Below are 18,477 nucleotides of genomic sequence, written 5' to 3'. Positions count from 1 at the left end.
CATAATAAATAAGACAATCATCACAATAGGAATCACAAAACTCATCCAATCTGACGATGAGCCTTTAGGGCTGTTTTCCATCATGTGGCGGGCTCTTGGGAAGAGAAATATTATGAACATTATCAAAGCCATAGCGGCGACTATTTTCATCCAGTCCATATGCTTATAAACCCTTTACTCGAATTATTCAATATCATGCATGCACCCATAAATACAAAACCCCGGACTAGCCGGGGTTTGCTCACTAATCAAAGTACATGCAAAAATTAATCATCTCCACCCATAATACCCAGAATCTGCAACAAGCTGATAAAGATATTAAAGATAGTCATATACAACCCGATGGTCGCCAGAATATAATTGGTTTCACCACCATGGATGATACGGCTCGTATCATGCAAAATGAAACCGCTCATCAGCATGATTACTACAGCAGAAATCATCAATGACATCGCTGGAATTGCCAGGAAGATATTGGCAACTGCAGCAAGCAATACCAACAGAAAACCCACCATTAGAAACCCACCGAGGAAGCTAAAATCCTTACGTGTAGTCAGTACGTATGCTGATAAACCCATAAAAATTACACCCGTACCACCCAACGACAGCATAATGATATTACCGCCATTAGGGAGCGATGCATACATGCTCAATATTGGACCCAGTCCAAACCCCAAAAGACCGGTAATGAGGAAAACTATCCCAATACCGGCTGTTGAGTGCGCAAAACGTGGCAGTACAAACATAGCAATCACCATGCCGCCAATCACTGATATTAAATAAGTCATCGGTGGCATGTTCATCGCCATGGAAATTGCAGCAGTAAAACCGCTAAACACCAATGTGAGCGATAACAGCATATATGTATTACGCAATACTTTGTTTATTTCAATTCCTGATCGTGCTTTTCGACCAATTGTTGAGTAGTTTTGATTCATTATTAAACAACCTCCTATTGACAATTAAATACCAAACTATTCTACCAAGTAAATGAGACTAACAAACAATATCTTTAGTTCAAGCACATCACGAAAAACCATGATGCCAGTGCAAGTATAAGATAAATCTTATTGCACGTTAAAATAGAGTTGTAAAAAAATACAATACTGAAAGACGATTACCATTCAGAAAGCTGCAAATTCTTATGTTTATTTATTTTTGTGCCCAGCTATTGTGGTTGGTTTGATACCACCAGCCAGGTCTTGCCATATTAATCCAACGCTGACCAAATGTTGATCGTATTTGGGATTCCCACTCAGGGTGATTGTTCGCGCGGGCGATTTCACGATACAGTGCATTCCTGTCCTGGTTTTCAGCTGATACGAGCGAATTGACCGACTGTCGCTTAGCCAGTGGTACAGCATTCGCATCGCGCATCGTAATCATGCCGTCCATGGTTAATCCCACGGCCCCACTATCATAATGTTCAACAAGCTGTGCATGTCTACTTTGCATACTTTGCTTGATGCTGGTTATTGCCGGCGTATTAATTTCAAGATTTGCTGCTTGTACGCGACTGATTAACAGTATTGAAGCAAACATTAAAAATAACAATAACAACGAGCAATATATTGTCCGTTTGATCATGATTACCTCGAATAAAAGGATAATTGACTGAGTTAAGCCGATCCAAAAATGCGTAACTTAAAAAAACTAATCACTCTTTTTTTCTTTCTTTTCATTTTCCAGCTGCCAAACTTCTTCAATAATCTTATCCGCCGCCTTTTCTGCTGCGGCTGCCGGAAAATAGATATTAATGGTAACGCACGCTGACAAAAACATCACAAAAGCCACAAGCAGATTTGCATAAAATAAATTTTTTTTCATATTTACCCTATTTTCTTTACTCGTCTATTGAATAATGGGTTCATTTTCCTGAGTAATCCGTTGCAGACGATTGACCAGCTCTTGCCATCCCACTTCTTGATTATAGCCCATCACCGTAATTGCTGGTATCCCCCCCCCCTTAACCAGCATGTAGCTGGATTGAAGTTCAGGTTCTATACCGCCCATAAAACATATGTTTAAACGTAAAGCGCAGCGCCAACCAATCTCTGAATATCGAAATTCTTCAAAAAAACGCAAAAAACTACGCTGAATGGCTACAACCGCGCCTTCACCCCCCAAAGCAGATATATTTCTGATTGCCGCCTGACTGATACGGCGGGGGTAATCGCCAGGACTGCTGAACAATCGTGCATCGAAATGAATAGGTCTCCAATTTGCGAGTTCAAGATTACGAAGATCAACATCAACTCGCCCTTCCATTTTTCCAAATGAAAAAGTTCTTGTTAACAACTCAAGATCCAAATCGCGCATGGCAATATCTGCTTTCAAATGCGGCGTTAATCCCATTGGTTCAATCAACATCAATTTGTGAACAACCACACTTCCATCAAAAACATTAATTTGCAGCACGCCATTCACAGACACATTGTTGCCATCGTAACTCACTTCCGGGATATAGCCCGACAGTGTGCCATGCATCTGTTGTATTTGCAGTGCCGTTGTTAAAGTTTCCATTGATACCGGCAAAAGCTCACCATTAAATTTCCATTGCCAACCATTTTCAGTATAAGCAGCACTGAAATCTTCCAGTTTTAGCACGCCATCCAGCACTGGTAATACCAATTGTGGCAGGAACAAATTAAAATTGTTTATTTCAAGCGGTACACGCACCGCCCCCAGCGGAATATTTAACACATGCCCCTTCAACATACTGATATCGGCAATTGTAGTACTGCCCGCACGCCAAGGAATATGTGCATGAATACGATGAAAAGCAAACCGATCGCGCGAATCGATAATGCTCCCATCGTCCCAATCAAGGCTTATGGATTGCAGTTCGCCTTCCTGCAAACGCAAAGACAGGTCAAAATGCCCAGTAACTTCCATTTCCGCAAACGAAGTATCTCTCAGAAACGGTTTAAGAATTTGACTAAATAAGGTCGATGATTCAACTTTATCCGCTACTAGTTTGAATGCACTTATTTGATTGCCTGTTCTACTCATCAAACCGGAAAAATTAAAAGTACCGATGCCGGCAAGTATCAAGCTACTATCGAGCAGTCGCACATTTGTATCGTCCCAAACACCCTGCAAGCTTAGATGATGACCGTCACCCGTCATATAAACAGGTTGCCAGAAAACCTCCCCGTCTTGCCAGTACAAATCACTTTGCCAGTCCCATTGGTTAGGCTGCATTGAGCGCGCAATATTTGATTTCAGCGCAAACGATATATCTTCTCCCGCATGCAAACCGGACTGATCCGCAAATGTGAGTGCATCAACCGACATATCAATAGACGCAATCTTTAGACCCGACCAATCACCCTGCAATCGTGCTACCCCATTGATTTTACCGCTACTGAGCTTAGGCATTTGTTCATAGCTCGGCCACCATGCGACAATCTGGCTCAACTGACCATTATTGATCGCAACAACGCCTTGCCAAGATGTATGACTCCACTGTAATGTGAATTGCCAGTCTTCACTTTTTGTTGGATATACTTTGATTTTCAGAAGCGAGGAATCAGAATCCAAATGCAATGAAACCGGATATGATAACAACCCCGGAATATTTAAGTACCCACTGGTACAATTAATATTTTTTTGTTCCAGATGGAATGTACGACATGAAACATTGACGTTTTTCCAGACATCATGCTGCACTTTAATTTCTGCAATATTGATATCCAGCCGTCCGGCTCCAGAAGAGCCATGAGTCAGTTGAACTTGAATCTGTTGTGCTTCAAAAACAGGATTCTTGATATCATCCAACACCAGCGCAAACCGGAAATCGGCTGCTGAAGCGGATAACATCAGTACATAGAGCGTTAAAACGAGCGCAGCAAATATAATAATAATTAACCGATTACACATTAGTGATAAAAACAATACTAAATAGTGTAGCTATGCAGGAAATACACCCGTAGACAAATAACGATCGCCCCGGTCACAGACAATAAAAACAATCACCGCATTATCCACTTCAGCCGAGAGCCTAAGTGCAGCAGCCAATGCGCCGCCAGATGAAATACCAGCAAAAATACCCTCTTCCCGCGCCAATCGCCGCGTCATATCTTCCGCTTCGGACTGAGAAACATAAATCATGTCATCCACTTGTTTCGCGTCATAAATCTTTGGAAGATATGCTGACGGCCATTTACGTATACCTGGAATCTGCGCACCCTCTTCAGGTTGAACACCAACAATTTTTATTGCCGGTCGCTGTTCCTTAAAAAAACGAGAACAGCCCATGATCGTACCAGTTGTTCCCATGCTACTGACAAAGTGCGTTATGGTACCTTTCGTATCACGCCAAATTTCAGGTGCTGTGCCCTCATAATGGGCAAAGGGATTATCCGGGTTCGCGAATTGATCAAGGATTACACCACGACCTTCCGCTCGCATTTTTTCGGCCATGTCCCTTGCATACTCCATACTGCCTTCCTTCGGTGTTAATATAATCTCAGCACCATAGGCATTCATCGACTGACGCCGTTCTATGCTTAGATTTTCAGGCATAATCAGCACCATGCGGTAACCCATGATGGCAGCGGCCATAGCCAGCGCAATGCCTGTATTACCACTTGTAGCCTCAATCAAAGTGTCACCTGGTTTAATATCACCACGCTGTTGCGCGTGCTTAATCATTGAAAGTGCCGGGCGGTCTTTAACTGAACCCGCCGGATTATTCCCTTCAAGCTTGGCAAGAATAGTATTATTTGTTATTCCGGGTAGACGCTTCAATTTCACAAGTGGCGTATTGCCGACAAAATCTTCTATCGTTTTGAACATGAGCAAAATGAATAAATAATCTAAGATGGGTAGTCATGGATTATCGCACATGCTATCAATTAGAAAAGCCAGTAACCATAAAAAAAGCCCTCCGACATATACGGAGGGCTTTTTTTATGGTTGATTATTAATTTAATCTTATTGTTTTGTCATGGCTGCAGTCGTTTCAGTATCTACTATATTACCAACTGTTATACTGCTTTCGAGTTGTTTCATGGTACCTTGACCAATGCCATCAACCTCAATCAAACTTTCTGTTGAAGCAAACATGCCATTCTTTTCGCGATGTTCTACAATTGCTTTTGCCTTAGCCGGCCCGATACCTTGAAGCGCTTCAAGCTCAGCGTGCGTTGCCGTATTGATATTGACAACCGCAAAAGCGGGTCCTGAAAATACCAGTAACAAAACTGCATAAATTAACAGTCCTTTCATAAATACTCCTTTTAAGAATGACAAAAGCTGGAAAAAACTTGTTTTAATCAATCCAATGCTACTTTCGTCTGTTTATGAATGTAAATTTGCCTTCCTGCCAGACAGGTGCTTCGCCGAGCATTCAGACATTAATTACATCGGACGCTTTTGTGTATTTATTGAGAGAAATTTTCTATTAAAAAATCATGCAAAGATACGGTACAAAAAGCACAAGACAGTCATATTATGTTTCACATTAACAAAAAATCTTTTACCATCGAAATCTGAGCATTATCAAGCAAAATCGGCGCATGCCCTATACCAGGCAGCTCAACAATTTTTGCTTTAGGACCTCTTTTTTGCATTTCTACCGCTGTTTCTGCAAGCAAAACATCGGACTCGGCTCCGCGAATTACCAATGTTGATGTGCATAACATGTCCCAGTATCTCCATAAGTCAATATCCTCCATGAGTGCGTGTTCTTTAAAGCTTGCAGAAATCTTAGGATCATAGTAGAAGCTATAGGTATGATCACTTCTAAAACGCGCACTGTGAATCGTAAGATGACGCCATTGTTCATCAGTCAATGGACCAAAAGGAGCTGAAATCTTCCTGATATAAGCTTCAAATTCCTCAAGACTCTGGAAATGAACATCTTTACCGACATATTCCGACATTCTCTTTAACGCCGCAGCCGGAATCAACGGCCCGATATCGCTGATAACCAGTCTATTGATAGTAATCTCCGGCTCTATGGCTACCATCATGCCAATTAATCCACCCATAGATACCCCTACCCAGTCGATTGTTATAGGAACACTATATTGGCTCTGGATATGCATAATTAGCGAAGTCGCGTCAGAGAGATACACAGGATGATAATCATAGTCTTTTTCATCCTCAAGCCAATCACTTTGGCCACGTCCAACCACATCAGGACAAATGATACGACACCGCGAAGACAGCGCGGACGCCAAGTAGTCAAAATCCCGGCAATTACGTGTCAAGCCATGAACGCAGAAAACAATATGTGGATTGCATGCATCACCCCAATCCATGTAAGCAATATGATGCGGTTTTTTTAAAGCCCCGTTCGAAGTAAGCGTCGGAACGAGTAGCTTCTTAACAAATTGATTCATGGCTGATGTTGAAAATGGAATATTAAAAAATATGACTGACCACAACCAGGCATTTTACTGGGGTGTTAACCTGACCCCACCCATCGAAGTCAGCAAGATCAAATAAGATATGGGCAAATTTAAAAAAAGTATTTGCGGTAAAATAGCATCACACGAAATGCATGCGACCCACATTCATTGTCGCACTTTGTTTAAAAAAAGTAGTGATCGCGCTCAAATGAAACATATCGTAAGAAGGCGCCATGAAAGATAACGATACCGGCCGAAAATTATCGAATGCACATTTTATCTATGCAGTCGTTTCGGTTAAGGAAATAATATCGTTGCCAGCTTAACTAACCATGCGACCGGACAACCATACAATCCATTCCATGTCGCGATAAGCTTTGACAGGCATTATGCGCCTGGTTCCGCTGCAACCCAATTAACCTTGCTCGATACAATCTACGGTTGCTAATTTCCACCTCGACGACCGCCACTTCTCCTGCAACCCAACGAGTCGCCGCCTTAGCCTGGGCCTGTGCACGATCATGCTCATAATATGAGCCAATCTGCACCCCCCAGGTATCGTTACTCGCCCGGACAGGTTGGTGTTGCGCTGCAGTAACCACTGACAATTCACCCCGCAATATTGCAGCCGGGTCGGGGCCATCACCTGCGACGATATTGTTTGGCTTAACGACGGGAATGGGAGCCTCGGTTGTTATTAAGCTTGTTGGATTACCATGCTGACTGTCTTTTCTATCACCTTTATTAGCATTCGTGCCAGCCATTTGCGTTGTCGAGAACTGTTTAAAACTGCGATCTAATAGCTGCGCCATGTGTTGATCACGGGATGCTGCAGTTTGCCCACCCATAACCACGGCAATCACTCGGCGATCACCACGTTTCGCGGAAGTCGCCACATTAAACCCAGAAGCACGAATAAAACCGGTTTTCAAGCCATCAACACCCTGAGTGTTACGAACCATGCGGTTGTGACTATTATAAGTAATACCTTTGTAAGCAAAAGATCTTGTAGAAAAGTAATGATAATGCTGAGGAAAATCTTTCATTAATCGCACGGATAACGTCGCCATATCACGCGCTGTAGTTTTCTGTTCATTATCAGGAAGGCCTGAAGCATTGCGGAAAGTGGTTGAACGCATACCAAAATTACGCGCTTTATCAGTCATCATGCGACCAAAATTAGCTTCGGAAGTACCCAGTGCTTCGGCTATCACCGCAGCCACATCATTCGCGGAACGCACAATCAAAGCAGGTATTGCATCACGAACGCGTATGTAGTCCCCTGCTCGCAGGCCAATGTTAGTTTGTGGCTTAGACGCAGCATATGCCGACACAGGCATTTGAGTATTGAGCGTTATTTTACCTTGCTTCATTGCTTCGAACAGCATGTAAAGCGTCATCATTTTTGTCAAAGAAGCCGGGTAACGGCTGGCATCAGCATTAGATTCATGGAGTACGACACCCGTATCCGCATTGATTACGATAGAAGCATAACGGGGATTTGCTTGAACCTGGCTTGCCAAGGTTAATAACAATAATACAATCAGGACAAGACCGTATTTTCTTCTAGTAAATTTGTCAAACATGGAGCCAATCCTCTCTAAACGTTAGATACTGTACATATTTAGCGCGACGTTCCAAAAGCACATTCTGTATAACAAAATAAAATCACTTTATTTCGTTAACACTGTTTATGTTATAAATAAACACTGATGTTCAAAATACGGATTTTGCAATATGCTGCCACACTATATTAATGCCCTACACAGAATATACTTCCATCAATTCACGATATGACATTTTATTTGTTCTGATCGCTTTGCATTCCTTAAAAAAACCATTGATTATGATGCTTTTTTATAGTTTACAAAAATCAAAACCATATTAATATTTTTTTTAAGTTTGGATTGTAATGCAATGATTATAAACTAAACAAATAATTTTACAAATCTAAAGACTCCACATAACCGGTTAATTCCAAATAGCCCCGTCCCACTTTTTGCTCATCACGAAAAACAGTTACGGCACCTTCCCAATAAACGGCACCTGTTGAACTACGAGAATCCAGCTCCTGATCATCAAACAATGGCATCAATCGCCATTCAGTTTTGTCCGTACGAATACGCATCTCGACTGGATATGTTGCATTGGTATGTGGAGACTGCCAGGTGCGCACCGGTATAAATTCTACTTGCTCTGGAGCAAAAAGGATTTCATGACCATTAGCATCTCGCAACTTAGCGTAAGCCCACAGTTTCTTATCATTTTTCCCGCGTATCTGAAAAGCCATCAATGCAGAACCATCATCTAAATTAACACTTACCCAGTCCCATCCATCTGCTCGGGAGTCCAAGAGTTCTGATGACCATTCATGATCAAGCCAGGCATGACCTTTCACGGTTAATGTTTGCCCTTGATGTCTGATGATGCCAGATACTTGCAAATGAGGCTTACTGTAATAATAGCTGGCCTGTTCTATATCAGGTCCTTTACGTGAAAATCCTTTTTTGCCTTGTAACATAAGTGATTGTGACGGTTTAAGCGTCAAATGCAGCCCAAATTTATCTGCCTGTACCTCTGTTGTATAACTTCCATCCGGACTACGAACGAAATACCAGTCATCCAGTTTCACATCAGTATCTCCTTCACGGGCATAAGCCAAACCAAAACCTGCGCGCGCTGTTTTTTCATCATAAATCAGACGACCCACAGCAGGGTCAGACAAGGCCGCATGTCCGATGATCAGTTGTTTTGGCGCGAACTGACTCGGATTCTCTGGATTATGGCCAGTAGATGGACGAAAGAATGTTATCTGGAACCCCAGCGGTTTTTTTTCGCTTGTTTCCAACCAACCCGTCACATACCACCACTCAATGCGAAAGTCGGGATGTGCGCCATAATCTTGCGGAAATGTAAGATCATAGTGAGGAACAACTTGTTTATAGCGCGGGCCCTCTGCCAATAGCTGCGAAACTGGGAACGCAAGCCAGGCTGCCAACAAAATCAGCGCTATAAAAATATACTGCTTGTATCTGTCATTTTGCATTACCAATCCTCCTTCACGGCACGGATAACATTTGCTGAAACAGCGCGCCGTCCTGCAGTCAGAGCCGTCATTGATGCCGAAACCAGCAAAATACCTGCTATCAGTATTAACCAGCTCCATGGCATGTGAAGCTGCATGGTCCAATGGAAAGATTGCGGATTGACGATAAAAATCAGTATCAGACTAATGGCCCATCCCAGCATAAATCCGATCGCAACCCCCAGCAATGTCAACAGGGTGCCTTCAGCGGCCAACATGGCCAAAATCTGCCGACGGGTAACGCCGATATGGCGCAACATGCCAAATTCATTTTTCCTCGCAAGTGTCTGCGCAGAAAAACTAGCCGCCACACCTAACAAGCCGATCACTACAGCAATCACTTCCAGCAAATAAGTAACGGCAAAGCTGCGATCGAAAATTTCCAGGCTTTTGGCGCGTATCGCTTGTGATTGAGTAATTTCCAGTGCATCACTGAACGGTAACTGTTGTAATGTCGCATAGGCATCGGTCATCGTGGTTTGCGATTGCAACCATAAGGCGACTGTATTGATACTCAAATCATTAGACAGCATCTGATAATCCGACAACTGCATTTGTACAGCACCAAACTGTCGTCCATAATCACGCCAGATACCGACAACAGTGAACTCACGCAACATATTACCGATCGGTATCATTACCTGTTTACCGACTGTATAGCCATACAAATCAACCATCGCTTCAGATACCCATAAGGGTCTGCTGTCTTTGGGCCATTGAGTCTGCTCCATCATCTCCCCTATTAAGGGTAAGGTATTACCAGGATTCGCATTATCAATTGGGCGTGCAAATAAAGTAATTTCCGGTCGATTCGGATCCAGAACCAGTTGCTGCACACGAAAAAAATCAATGCGTGCAAATCCCGGCAAGGCTGTCATGATTTGTTGCTCAACACTTTGAAAACCACCTTGATTACCACTGTCAGCTGCGCGCACATAGAGGTCCGCCGGCAATACATATTCAAGCCAGTTATCAACCGACACTCGAAAACTCAATACCATGATCGCCATTGCCACCATCAAACTGAAACTGGCCAGCACACCACTCAACGCAATTGAGGCCTGATTGGGTGCATTGGCCAAACGTGCAAATATCATGAGTGATACCGCATTCAATCGGCCACGACTGATGAAGCCGTTCACAATACGCATCCAAAATGAAAAAGCCCAGACAGCAAAACGTGGCATTAATGAAATACCACCAATCAGTAATAAAGCAATCGCCAGATAACCGAACACCGGTAATTCATGAATCGGTGGCAATTGTGTCGATAGAATTCCGGCAGACAAGCAAATCATTGCTGGCCAGGGTGTTGACAGACGCTCCATGGCGCTGTCTTGACTGCCAGGTTTAAGTACCACAGCGGGCCTGGCCCGCACTGCTTCCAATACTGGCAAAATGCTCCCCAGTAAAGTAACGCCTAACCCCACAAAAAAATATACTAAAGCTGCTATCGGGCTCAAATAAAGGCTTGGTTGTATCCCAGGAAAGAAACCACTGCCGAGATCTCCACCTAACAATTTGATTGCTAGCGCTGCAAAACTGTATCCTACAGCTAACCCTGCTAGAGAACCTATGGCCCCCAGGACAAAACCTTCCATCACCATTTGTCGCAATAATTGTCGCTGCGTGAAGCCGAGTACCCGTAACAGCGCAAACTGACTACGACGTCGAATGACCGACAATGCCTGTGTGGAGAAAACCAGAAATGCCCCCGTAAACAACGCCACCAGTGCCAGCATGTTCAAATTGACACGATAGGCGCGCGACATATTGGCAACACGCGCCTCCTGATCAACAATTTCAGCTACAAAGAATTGCGCCCCCAATTCTTTCTGCAATTTTTCTTTAAAGATTGCGTGTCGAACACCTGCATCGAGTTTAAGTTCAATCCGGGAAAGGAGTCCCAGGTATTGGAAATGCCATTGCGCCGCGCCAATATCCATGATTGCAACTCGTTGACCGGCACGCGCACGCGTCAATCCACCTGCAACGCGTAATGCTATGGACTGCATGCCCACATTTAGACGCAGGATATCGCCCTGTCTAACCTGTAGCCATTCCTTAGCAGCGGGCGATAAAAAAATTGCATCATCAGCCAGACCATCCATCAATTTATCTTCAGCCGGCACACCCAGCAAATCGGGCGACATGTTTGCCGCCCTGAACATGTCTATTCCGAGTATTCTCAGCTTATGATTATTTCTGCTTTCCAGTTTATCCGGCACAATCGCAGTGAATTCAAGCACCGGATTGGCCAGCTTGACACCTTCGTATTGTGCCAGTCTGGGGTAAAGCGACTCGTCAAACAGGCCTCGTGTACCATAAACTTGCAAATCCGACTGACCCGAAAGACTTTTACTGGCAGCAGAAAATTCATTAAAAGCCGCGGTATTGATCAGGTGAATCGAAAATCCCAGGGCCACCCCAAGCGCAATCGCCATAACCGCAACAATCAACTGCACAAAGCGTGCCCGCCATTCACTCAGTAAAAGCCAAGTGGTCAAAGATGCGGCTTTCATATAGATTTGACTTTTTCAGCTGGTTGCAAGCCTTGTTTGGTCAAAATCAAAACACGATCGGCTGTAGCCGCAGCGGCATGCGAATGGGTAACGAGTATACCGGAAGCACCATTTCTCTTAATTTCATCACGCATCAGTTGAAGAACATCATGAGCCGTATCAGGATCAAGATTACCCGTTGGTTCATCAGCCAGTACAAGTTTGGGACGATGAACCAATGCACGCGCTATGGCCACCCGCTGCAACTCACCGCCCGACAATTGACGTGGAAAATGATCACCTCGGCCTTGCAAACCGACTTCAGCCAGCATTTTATTTACACGATCATCGGAGATATGATTCAACAACAGAGGCAATGCAATATTTTGACTGAGCGTCAAGTGCGGCAAAACGTGAAACGCCTGGAATATAAAACCGAATACTTGACGTCGCAACAGCGTGACAGCCTCATCGTCGAGTCTTGAAATTTCAATTCCCTCAATCAGCACTTCCCCCGAATCTGGCTTATCCAGACCCGCGACAAGGTTCAGCAAAGTCGACTTACCCACACCGGATTCACCCATAATCGCAACATATTCACCTGATTTCAAGGCAAAAGACAGATTGCAAAGTACTTGCCGATTTTCGGCATAGGCTTTATTGATATATCGTAGTTCAAGCATAAATTACCTAGACCAGATTCTGGTTTAATACGAAAGCTGGCCAATATCAAATACAAACCCAGCAATACAGGAATTCTCTGAGCCATATCGAAATCGCATCAAGCAATGCGTTGTTTGAATAACATTCAGGTATGATTCAGGTTTCATTAATTGCTATTATTACTCAATAACACTCGGAATCACAAAAATACGGACGAAAACCATGATTATGGCAAGAAAACCAGTCAAAAGTAACATTTTCAATTATTTGGTACACACTACCTCCCTAATTTGCGCCGATTGACATACTTTATACAAAACAATCTATTGTCGAAAGGCATCCTAGAAAATTAAATCATTCTTGGGTACACTTTATCGTTTTCAATCGCAATCACAATAATTAAAACAACTGAATTATAAAGAATTGCCGTTATTCTTTGTGCAATATTGGGGCTAACACCGCCTTAAAGATTGAAACCATATTTTTACATAGAGCTGGAGAGTAAAGTTGTACAAAATCAGTAACATATATATTCCTAAATTTTCTGTTTTAATCATCAGTATTGATTTATTACTTTTGTTGACCGCTTTTTTTGGTGGAATTATTCTTCGGCAGGCAGAATGGGACGCGCTTAATTTTGATTTTTATAACGCCTCACGCTCAGAAGCATTGATTTATGTGTCTGTCATGATAATCAGTATGGCGGCCATGGGCATGTATCTCCTGGAAACACAACGCAGTATCAATACAATTCTTTTCCGGCTCATGCCTTCCACAGTGCTGTGTTTTGGATTAATGACGTTGACATTTTATATTTTCCCGGAAACATATTTAAGTCGCGGCACATTACTCCTCGTCATGGTGCTGTCTTTTTTTGAAATTCTACTCGCTAGAGCAATTTTATATAGATGGCTAAACATTAGCATTTTGAGGCCTCGTACGTTAGTGCTGGGAATTGGAAAAAATGCAAACGATCTCATTACCCATAATGGAGAGAGCTCAGAATACCGTCGGCAGAAAATTGTCGGGTTTGTTCCGTTCCCTGGTGAAGAACGTCGGGTTCCAGCTTCTTTAGTCATTACCGGTAAGCATTCCCTGGTATCTCTGGTTGAACAATATAAAGCTGAGGAAATCATTATCGCTCCCCAGGAAAGAAGAGGTGGTTACTTTCCCATTCAAGAATTACTGGAGTGTAAAATGCACGGTATCAGAGTCATGGATATCGCAACATACTTTGAAAGAGAATACGGTCACATTCGAATGGATTCCTTATATCCTAGCTGGCTGGTTCTGGGTGGCGGATTTGACCAAAGCCTCCTACGATCAACCATTAAAAGAATTTTTGATTTGATATCCAGCCTCACCCTGCTCGCTGTCACTTTACCTATTATGCTGATTACAGCATTGTTGATTCTATTGGAAGATGGTTTTCCTATTTTTTATCGGCAAGAAAGAGTTGGAAAGAATGGGGAGACTTTTATGGTGCTGAAATTCCGCAGTATGCGCAAGAATGCTGAAAAGAATAAAAAACCGCAATGGGCCACCACTGATGATCCCCGCATTACCAAAACAGGTAATGTTATCCGCAAATTACGTATTGATGAGTTACCCCAAATAGTCAACGTATTAAAGAACGAAATGAGTTTTGTTGGACCGCGCCCTGAACGCCCTTATTTTGTCGACATGCTTAGCGCGCAAGTACCTTACTATAACGTACGACACAGCGTCAAACCCGGCATTACAGGCTGGGCACAGGTTCGATACCCTTATGGATCCTCTGTTGAAGATGCGATTGAGAAACTACAATATGATTTATATTATGTCAAAAATCATAGTCTGTTTCTTGACGTACTCATCCTCATTCTTACCGTTGAAGTCGTATTGCTGGGCAAAGGCAGCAGATAATCACCTTCCTGCAAAAAGACTATGTTGACTAATATTGCAACCATCAGTTATTCAGCGGCAGCAATCGCTTTTTTTTTCATATCCACGCTGTTATTGACAAGCTGGCGTGGCCGATTGTACGGCATGATGCTGGCCATCGCTTGTTTGCTATCAGCAACATGGGCGACAGCGGTTGTTGTTAACATTACATGGGGCTATTCTTTTACGGCTTTAACCAACATGCTGGAATTGCTGAGAAATGCCGGCTGGTCAACATTTCTCATAGTATTAATAGGCCCCTTTCAGCAAACAACTATCAATTCGTCAACGCCACGAATCAGAAGCTCGGTATTATTCATTGCTTTAGCGTATCTTTTTTTTATTTGTTACGCACTATACACCTATCAAGACGGGTCTTTTGTACCAGGCATGCCTATCCAGGCGCTTACCGGGATCATAGGTTGCGTGGTAACGGCTATTATCGGCATCATTCTTATAGAGCAATTCTACCGAAATACACCGCCTGAAAAACGCTGGGGAATCAAATTTATCTGTCTGGGTATTGGAGCGATATTTATATATGACTTCTATCTGTTCAGTGATGCGCTGTTATTTAGAAGCGTTAATTTTGATATCTGGACTGCAAGGGGTATTATCAACGCCCTGGCAGTACCACTAATTGCTGTGTCGGCAGCACGTAATCCAAAATGGACAGTTGGTATTGCTGTTTCCCGTCAAATGATCTTTTATACAGCTGCCTTATTTGGCACGGCCATTTACCTGCTCATTATGGCCGGCGCTGGTTATTATCTTCGGTTCTCGGGAGGTAAATGGGGCATTGTATTGCAAATGAGCTTTTTGTTCGGCGCCATCATCCTGCTCGTAGGTATCTTATTTTCTGGCACTATCCGCTCATGGTTAAAAGTTTTCATCAGCAAACATTTTTATAGCTATAACTATGATTATAGGGAAGAATGGTTACGATTTACTCACACCTTATCAGAAGAAAAAGGAGCACTCAAAGAACGTGTCATTCAATCGCTGGCCCAATTAGTCGAAAGCCCTGGAGGCGGATTATGGCTGAGGCATGATGCAGGTCAGTTTATTCCAGTCCAGCAATGGAATATGTGCTTAATCAAGGAAACGGAAGAAGCCGACAGTTCGCTGTGTGAGTTCCTGGAACAAAGGGATTGGGTCATTGATTTGAAAGAATATCAAGCAAATCCCTTAAAATACGCACCCTTGGTCACCCCGCATTGGCTTCTTAATATAACGGATGCCTGGTTTGTTATTCCATTAATACAGCACAGCAATTTATTTGGTTTTGTTGTATTAATGAAGCCAAGAAGCAAAATCAAACTTAATTGGGAAATCAGAGATCTGCTCAAGGTTGCGGGTAAGCAGGCCACTAGCTACCTTGCACAAGAATCGGCATCACAGGCGCTCATGATCGCACGTCAATTTGAATCTTTTAATCGCATGTCAACTTTTGTGGTACATGATTTAAAAAACCTGATTTTTCAACTCTCGCTTTTATTGTCGAATGCACAGAAACATAAAAACAACCCTGAATTTCAGGAAGACATGATTCAAACGGTTAATCTATCAATTGGCAAAATGAAGCGACTACTCGAAAAGCTGAGTAACGGCAGTTCTCAGGATAAGCCAGATCAAATTCCCCTGAATCAATTATTACAAGAAATTGTTGAGAGTAAATCCATTTTCGAACCAAAACCGGTATTTGAAACCACTTCGACTGAACTCTATATTTCTGCAGATCGGTCACGTTTGAAACGTGTCATTAGCCACATCGTGCAAAATGCGATTGAAGCCACACCAAAAAAAGGCTCTGTTAAAATCCGTTTATACTGCCAAAACTCCGAAGCGACTATCGAAGTACAGGATACAGGGCATGGAATGAGTGAGAAATTTGTTCAGGATCGTCTTTTTATACCATTTGAGTCTACAAAATCGGCAGGTATGGGTATCGGTGTTTTTGAAAGTAGAGAATATATACAGGAACTAGGCGGAAAAATGGATGTATCGACTCAGGAATCAATAGGTACCACATTTTATATTACTTTAAAATTGCTTGACCCGACCCACACAAGCAACTGCGCATAAAATCACTTAAACTATCAATTAAAAGTCAACTAACATGCTTGTTCGAATAAAAGAATCTAAGCGGTCAACTGTAGAATACTAAACGTAGTGTTTAGAGTTACAGAAAATATTGAGCATGTTGTTGGAATTTTTCACAAGAACGGAATATCGCACTGAAACTGGCTAAAAACTATATTTGCATAAGTCGCCAGCATTTAGCTGGTCATTGAAAAATGTTTTCCAGGCAGGCAAATCTGACCTCATACATAATAAATCAGCGCCTTACACTTGCTTGTTTTAAATTGAAAGGCAACGTAAATAGTATAACAACCTGTTAAATTAATGTTAACGTCATATTCGCAAACTTGGTGTGTATCAACAACTTGCTAGTCCGAATTCAAATTTTCAAAAAAGAAGATCGGCAAATATTTTACCTTGATACTGCAGGAATAATCTACATACAACATATATAAAGCAATACATTTATCAAACTACAGTTCAGAAATCACAAACAGGTAAAAGTATGTCAGGAAATCGGGAAAAAAAGAAACTATTGATTATTGAAGATGACCTCGGTTTACAAAAACAACTACGTTGGAATTTTGATAATTATGAAGTGAGCGCAGCATCTGACCGGGAAAGCGCATTAACCAAGGTTAGACGACACGAGCCTGCGGTAATTACCATGGATTTAGGATTACCTCCCGATCCGGATGGTGCTTCCGAAGGACTTGCCACACTGCAACAAATCCTCGCTATGGCGCCAGACACAAAAATAATCGTTCTGACAGGCAACCAGAATCATGCCAATGCATTGAAGGCCATCGAAATGGGTGCATATGACTTTCACCAGAAACCATTTGATCCAGAGATGTTAAAACTGGTAGTAGAACGGGCATTCTATTTACATACCATACAACAGGAAAACCGTCGTTTAAGCCTAACCCAAAGTAATTCCCCAATTGAAGGCCTGATAACTCGCGATCCCGAACTTTTAAAGGCATGTCGTAACATTGAAAAGATGGCTTCATCCGATGTAACAGTAATGCTTCTGGGTGAAAGTGGTACGGGCAAGGAAGTATTGGCTAGAGCTTTACATACGTTGAGCGCGAGAAAAGACAATCGCTTTATTGCCATAAATTGTGCAGCCATTCCTGAATCGCTGTTAGAAAGCGAGTTATTTGGCTATGAAAAAGGTGCGTTTACAGGTGCTTCAAAACAGACACTCGGTAAAATTGAGCTGGCAGACAGCGGAACTTTTTTCCTTGATGAAGTGGGCGACCTGCCCTTTCAACTGCAAGCAAAGCTTTTGCGTTTCCTTCAGGAAAGAGTCATTGAACGCATTGGGGGACGTGAAGAAGTGCCAGTAGATGTCAGGATTGTTTGCGCCACACACCAGGATCTTACCAAATTAATGGAAGAAGGACGGTTTCGCGAGGATCTTTATTATCGCCTCAGCGAAATTGTAATTACAATTCCGCCACTAAGAGACAGAGTTGGCGATGCGTTACTGCTTGCGCACCATTTTAAAAACAAGTTCTGCGCCAAAGAAAGAAAAGCAACACTAAACTTCAGTCAAGAAGCATTAGCTGCAATTGAAAAGCATCAGTGGATCGGGAATGTACGTGAAGTCGAAAACTGCGTCAGACGCGCTGTTATTATGGCTGAAGATTCGAGTATCACAGCACAAGATTTGGGTCTCAAAACAACTGATTCTTCAGTAGAACCGCTGAATCTCAAAACGATACGCGAACAAGAGGAATGTAGAGCACTCGTCAAAGCATTGGCAAGAGCCGATGGAAATGTTGCCCAAGCAGCCAAATTACTTGGTGTTAGCCGTCCTACGATTTATGACTTAATGAGTCGATGCGGTCTTAGATAG

General features: G+C 42.7%; 14 protein-coding genes. 3 read left to right on the top strand and 11 right to left on the bottom strand.

Annotated elements, in window-relative coordinates:
• Positions 1-266: 266 nt before the first annotated feature.
• The 11 genes from C8R11_RS11675 to C8R11_RS11630 form a co-directional block, all read right to left on the bottom strand.
• The gene (locus C8R11_RS11675) at positions 267-938 is read right to left on the bottom strand and encodes a Bax inhibitor-1/YccA family protein (protein WP_090697516.1); all 672 of its coding nucleotides are present in this window, start codon (positions 936-938) and stop codon (positions 267-269) included.
• Between the two features lie 214 nt (positions 939-1,152).
• Positions 1,153-1,542, bottom strand: coding sequence for a YdbL family probable chaperone protein (locus tag C8R11_RS11670; RefSeq protein ID WP_244531783.1), 390 nt, complete (start codon positions 1,540-1,542; stop codon positions 1,153-1,155).
• Positions 1,543-1,653: 111 nt separating this feature from the next.
• Positions 1,654-1,827, bottom strand: a complete 174-nt coding sequence (locus tag C8R11_RS16220; protein ID WP_170841573.1) for a hypothetical protein — start codon at positions 1,825-1,827, stop codon at positions 1,654-1,656.
• Positions 1,828-1,851: 24 nt separating this feature from the next.
• Positions 1,852-3,822: a hypothetical protein gene (locus C8R11_RS11665; protein WP_146159108.1), complete on the bottom strand. Its 1,971-nt coding sequence runs from the start codon at positions 3,820-3,822 to the stop codon at positions 1,852-1,854.
• Positions 3,823-3,912: 90 nt separating this feature from the next.
• Positions 3,913-4,800, bottom strand: a complete 888-nt coding sequence (gene cysM, locus C8R11_RS11660) for a cysteine synthase CysM (RefSeq protein WP_107795856.1) — start codon at positions 4,798-4,800, stop codon at positions 3,913-3,915.
• 138 nt (positions 4,801-4,938) lie between these two features.
• Complete coding sequence (locus C8R11_RS11655; RefSeq protein WP_090697508.1) at positions 4,939-5,232, bottom strand: ComEA family DNA-binding protein; 294 nt, start codon at positions 5,230-5,232, stop codon at positions 4,939-4,941.
• A 230-nt stretch (positions 5,233-5,462) separates the two neighbouring features.
• Positions 5,463-6,350: an alpha/beta fold hydrolase gene (locus C8R11_RS11650; RefSeq protein ID WP_090697506.1), complete on the bottom strand. Its 888-nt coding sequence runs from the start codon at positions 6,348-6,350 to the stop codon at positions 5,463-5,465.
• 335 nt (positions 6,351-6,685) lie between these two features.
• Positions 6,686-7,945: a D-alanyl-D-alanine carboxypeptidase family protein gene (locus C8R11_RS11645; RefSeq protein ID WP_107795855.1), complete on the bottom strand. Its 1,260-nt coding sequence runs from the start codon at positions 7,943-7,945 to the stop codon at positions 6,686-6,688.
• 356 nt (positions 7,946-8,301) lie between these two features.
• Complete coding sequence (locus tag C8R11_RS11640; RefSeq protein ID WP_107795854.1) at positions 8,302-9,405, bottom strand: lipocalin-like domain-containing protein; 1,104 nt, start codon at positions 9,403-9,405, stop codon at positions 8,302-8,304.
• The gene (locus C8R11_RS11635) at positions 9,405-11,966 is read right to left on the bottom strand and encodes an FtsX-like permease family protein (protein ID WP_107795853.1); all 2,562 of its coding nucleotides are present in this window, start codon (positions 11,964-11,966) and stop codon (positions 9,405-9,407) included. The genes C8R11_RS11640 and C8R11_RS11635 overlap by 1 nt, the downstream gene beginning before the upstream one ends.
• The gene (locus C8R11_RS11630) at positions 11,963-12,628 is read right to left on the bottom strand and encodes an ABC transporter ATP-binding protein (protein WP_107795852.1); all 666 of its coding nucleotides are present in this window, start codon (positions 12,626-12,628) and stop codon (positions 11,963-11,965) included. Before C8R11_RS11630 ends, C8R11_RS11635 begins: the two co-directional genes overlap by 4 nt.
• Before the next feature lie 487 nt (positions 12,629-13,115).
• Between C8R11_RS11630 and C8R11_RS11625 the strand changes: the two genes are divergently transcribed.
• The 3 genes from C8R11_RS11625 (at position 13,116) to prsR (ending at position 18,477) form a co-directional block, all read left to right on the top strand.
• Positions 13,116-14,513, top strand: a complete 1,398-nt coding sequence (locus C8R11_RS11625) for a TIGR03013 family XrtA/PEP-CTERM system glycosyltransferase (protein ID WP_107795851.1) — start codon at positions 13,116-13,118, stop codon at positions 14,511-14,513.
• A gap of 21 nt (positions 14,514-14,534) precedes the next feature.
• The gene (gene prsK, locus C8R11_RS11620; RefSeq protein ID WP_107795850.1) at positions 14,535-16,616 is read left to right on the top strand and encodes an XrtA/PEP-CTERM system histidine kinase PrsK; all 2,082 of its coding nucleotides are present in this window, start codon (positions 14,535-14,537) and stop codon (positions 16,614-16,616) included.
• 502 nt (positions 16,617-17,118) lie between these two features.
• Positions 17,119-18,477 (top strand): PEP-CTERM-box response regulator transcription factor, encoded by a 1,359-nt coding sequence (gene prsR, locus C8R11_RS11615; RefSeq protein ID WP_107795849.1) that lies wholly within the window; start codon positions 17,119-17,121, stop codon positions 18,475-18,477.

It is taken from the genome of Nitrosomonas aestuarii, from assembly GCF_003046585.1.
GTDB classification, from domain to species: Bacteria; Pseudomonadota; Gammaproteobacteria; order Burkholderiales; family Nitrosomonadaceae; genus Nitrosomonas; species Nitrosomonas aestuarii.
Note: the sequence above shows the minus strand (reverse complement) of the source record. Positions and strands in the feature narration are given on the sequence as shown.

What these genes read in the sequence shown, in the direction of transcription:
- C8R11_RS11640 (WP_107795854.1), bottom strand. Translation starts at nt 9,405, where the DNA reads ATGCAAAATGACAGATACAAGCAGTATATTTTTATAGCGCTGATTTTG.
- prsR (WP_107795849.1), top strand. Translation starts at nt 17,119, where the DNA reads ATGTCAGGAAATCGGGAAAAAAAGAAACTATTGATTATTGAAGATGAC.
- C8R11_RS11645 (WP_107795855.1), bottom strand. Translation starts at nt 7,945, where the DNA reads ATGTTTGACAAATTTACTAGAAGAAAATACGGTCTTGTCCTGATTGTA.
- cysM (WP_107795856.1), bottom strand. Translation starts at nt 4,800, where the DNA reads ATGTTCAAAACGATAGAAGATTTTGTCGGCAATACGCCACTTGTGAAA.
- prsK (WP_107795850.1), top strand. Translation starts at nt 14,535, where the DNA reads ATGTTGACTAATATTGCAACCATCAGTTATTCAGCGGCAGCAATCGCT.
- C8R11_RS16220 (WP_170841573.1), bottom strand. Translation starts at nt 1,827, where the DNA reads ATGAAAAAAAATTTATTTTATGCAAATCTGCTTGTGGCTTTTGTGATG.
- C8R11_RS11630 (WP_107795852.1), bottom strand. Translation starts at nt 12,628, where the DNA reads ATGCTTGAACTACGATATATCAATAAAGCCTATGCCGAAAATCGGCAA.
- C8R11_RS11670 (WP_244531783.1), bottom strand. Translation starts at nt 1,542, where the DNA reads ATGTTTGCTTCAATACTGTTAATCAGTCGCGTACAAGCAGCAAATCTT.
- C8R11_RS11665 (WP_146159108.1), bottom strand. Translation starts at nt 3,822, where the DNA reads ATGTTATCCGCTTCAGCAGCCGATTTCCGGTTTGCGCTGGTGTTGGAT.
- C8R11_RS11650 (WP_090697506.1), bottom strand. Translation starts at nt 6,350, where the DNA reads ATGAATCAATTTGTTAAGAAGCTACTCGTTCCGACGCTTACTTCGAAC.
- C8R11_RS11655 (WP_090697508.1), bottom strand. Translation starts at nt 5,232, where the DNA reads ATGAAAGGACTGTTAATTTATGCAGTTTTGTTACTGGTATTTTCAGGA.
- C8R11_RS11675 (WP_090697516.1), bottom strand. Translation starts at nt 938, where the DNA reads ATGAATCAAAACTACTCAACAATTGGTCGAAAAGCACGATCAGGAATT.
- C8R11_RS11635 (WP_107795853.1), bottom strand. Translation starts at nt 11,966, where the DNA reads ATGAAAGCCGCATCTTTGACCACTTGGCTTTTACTGAGTGAATGGCGG.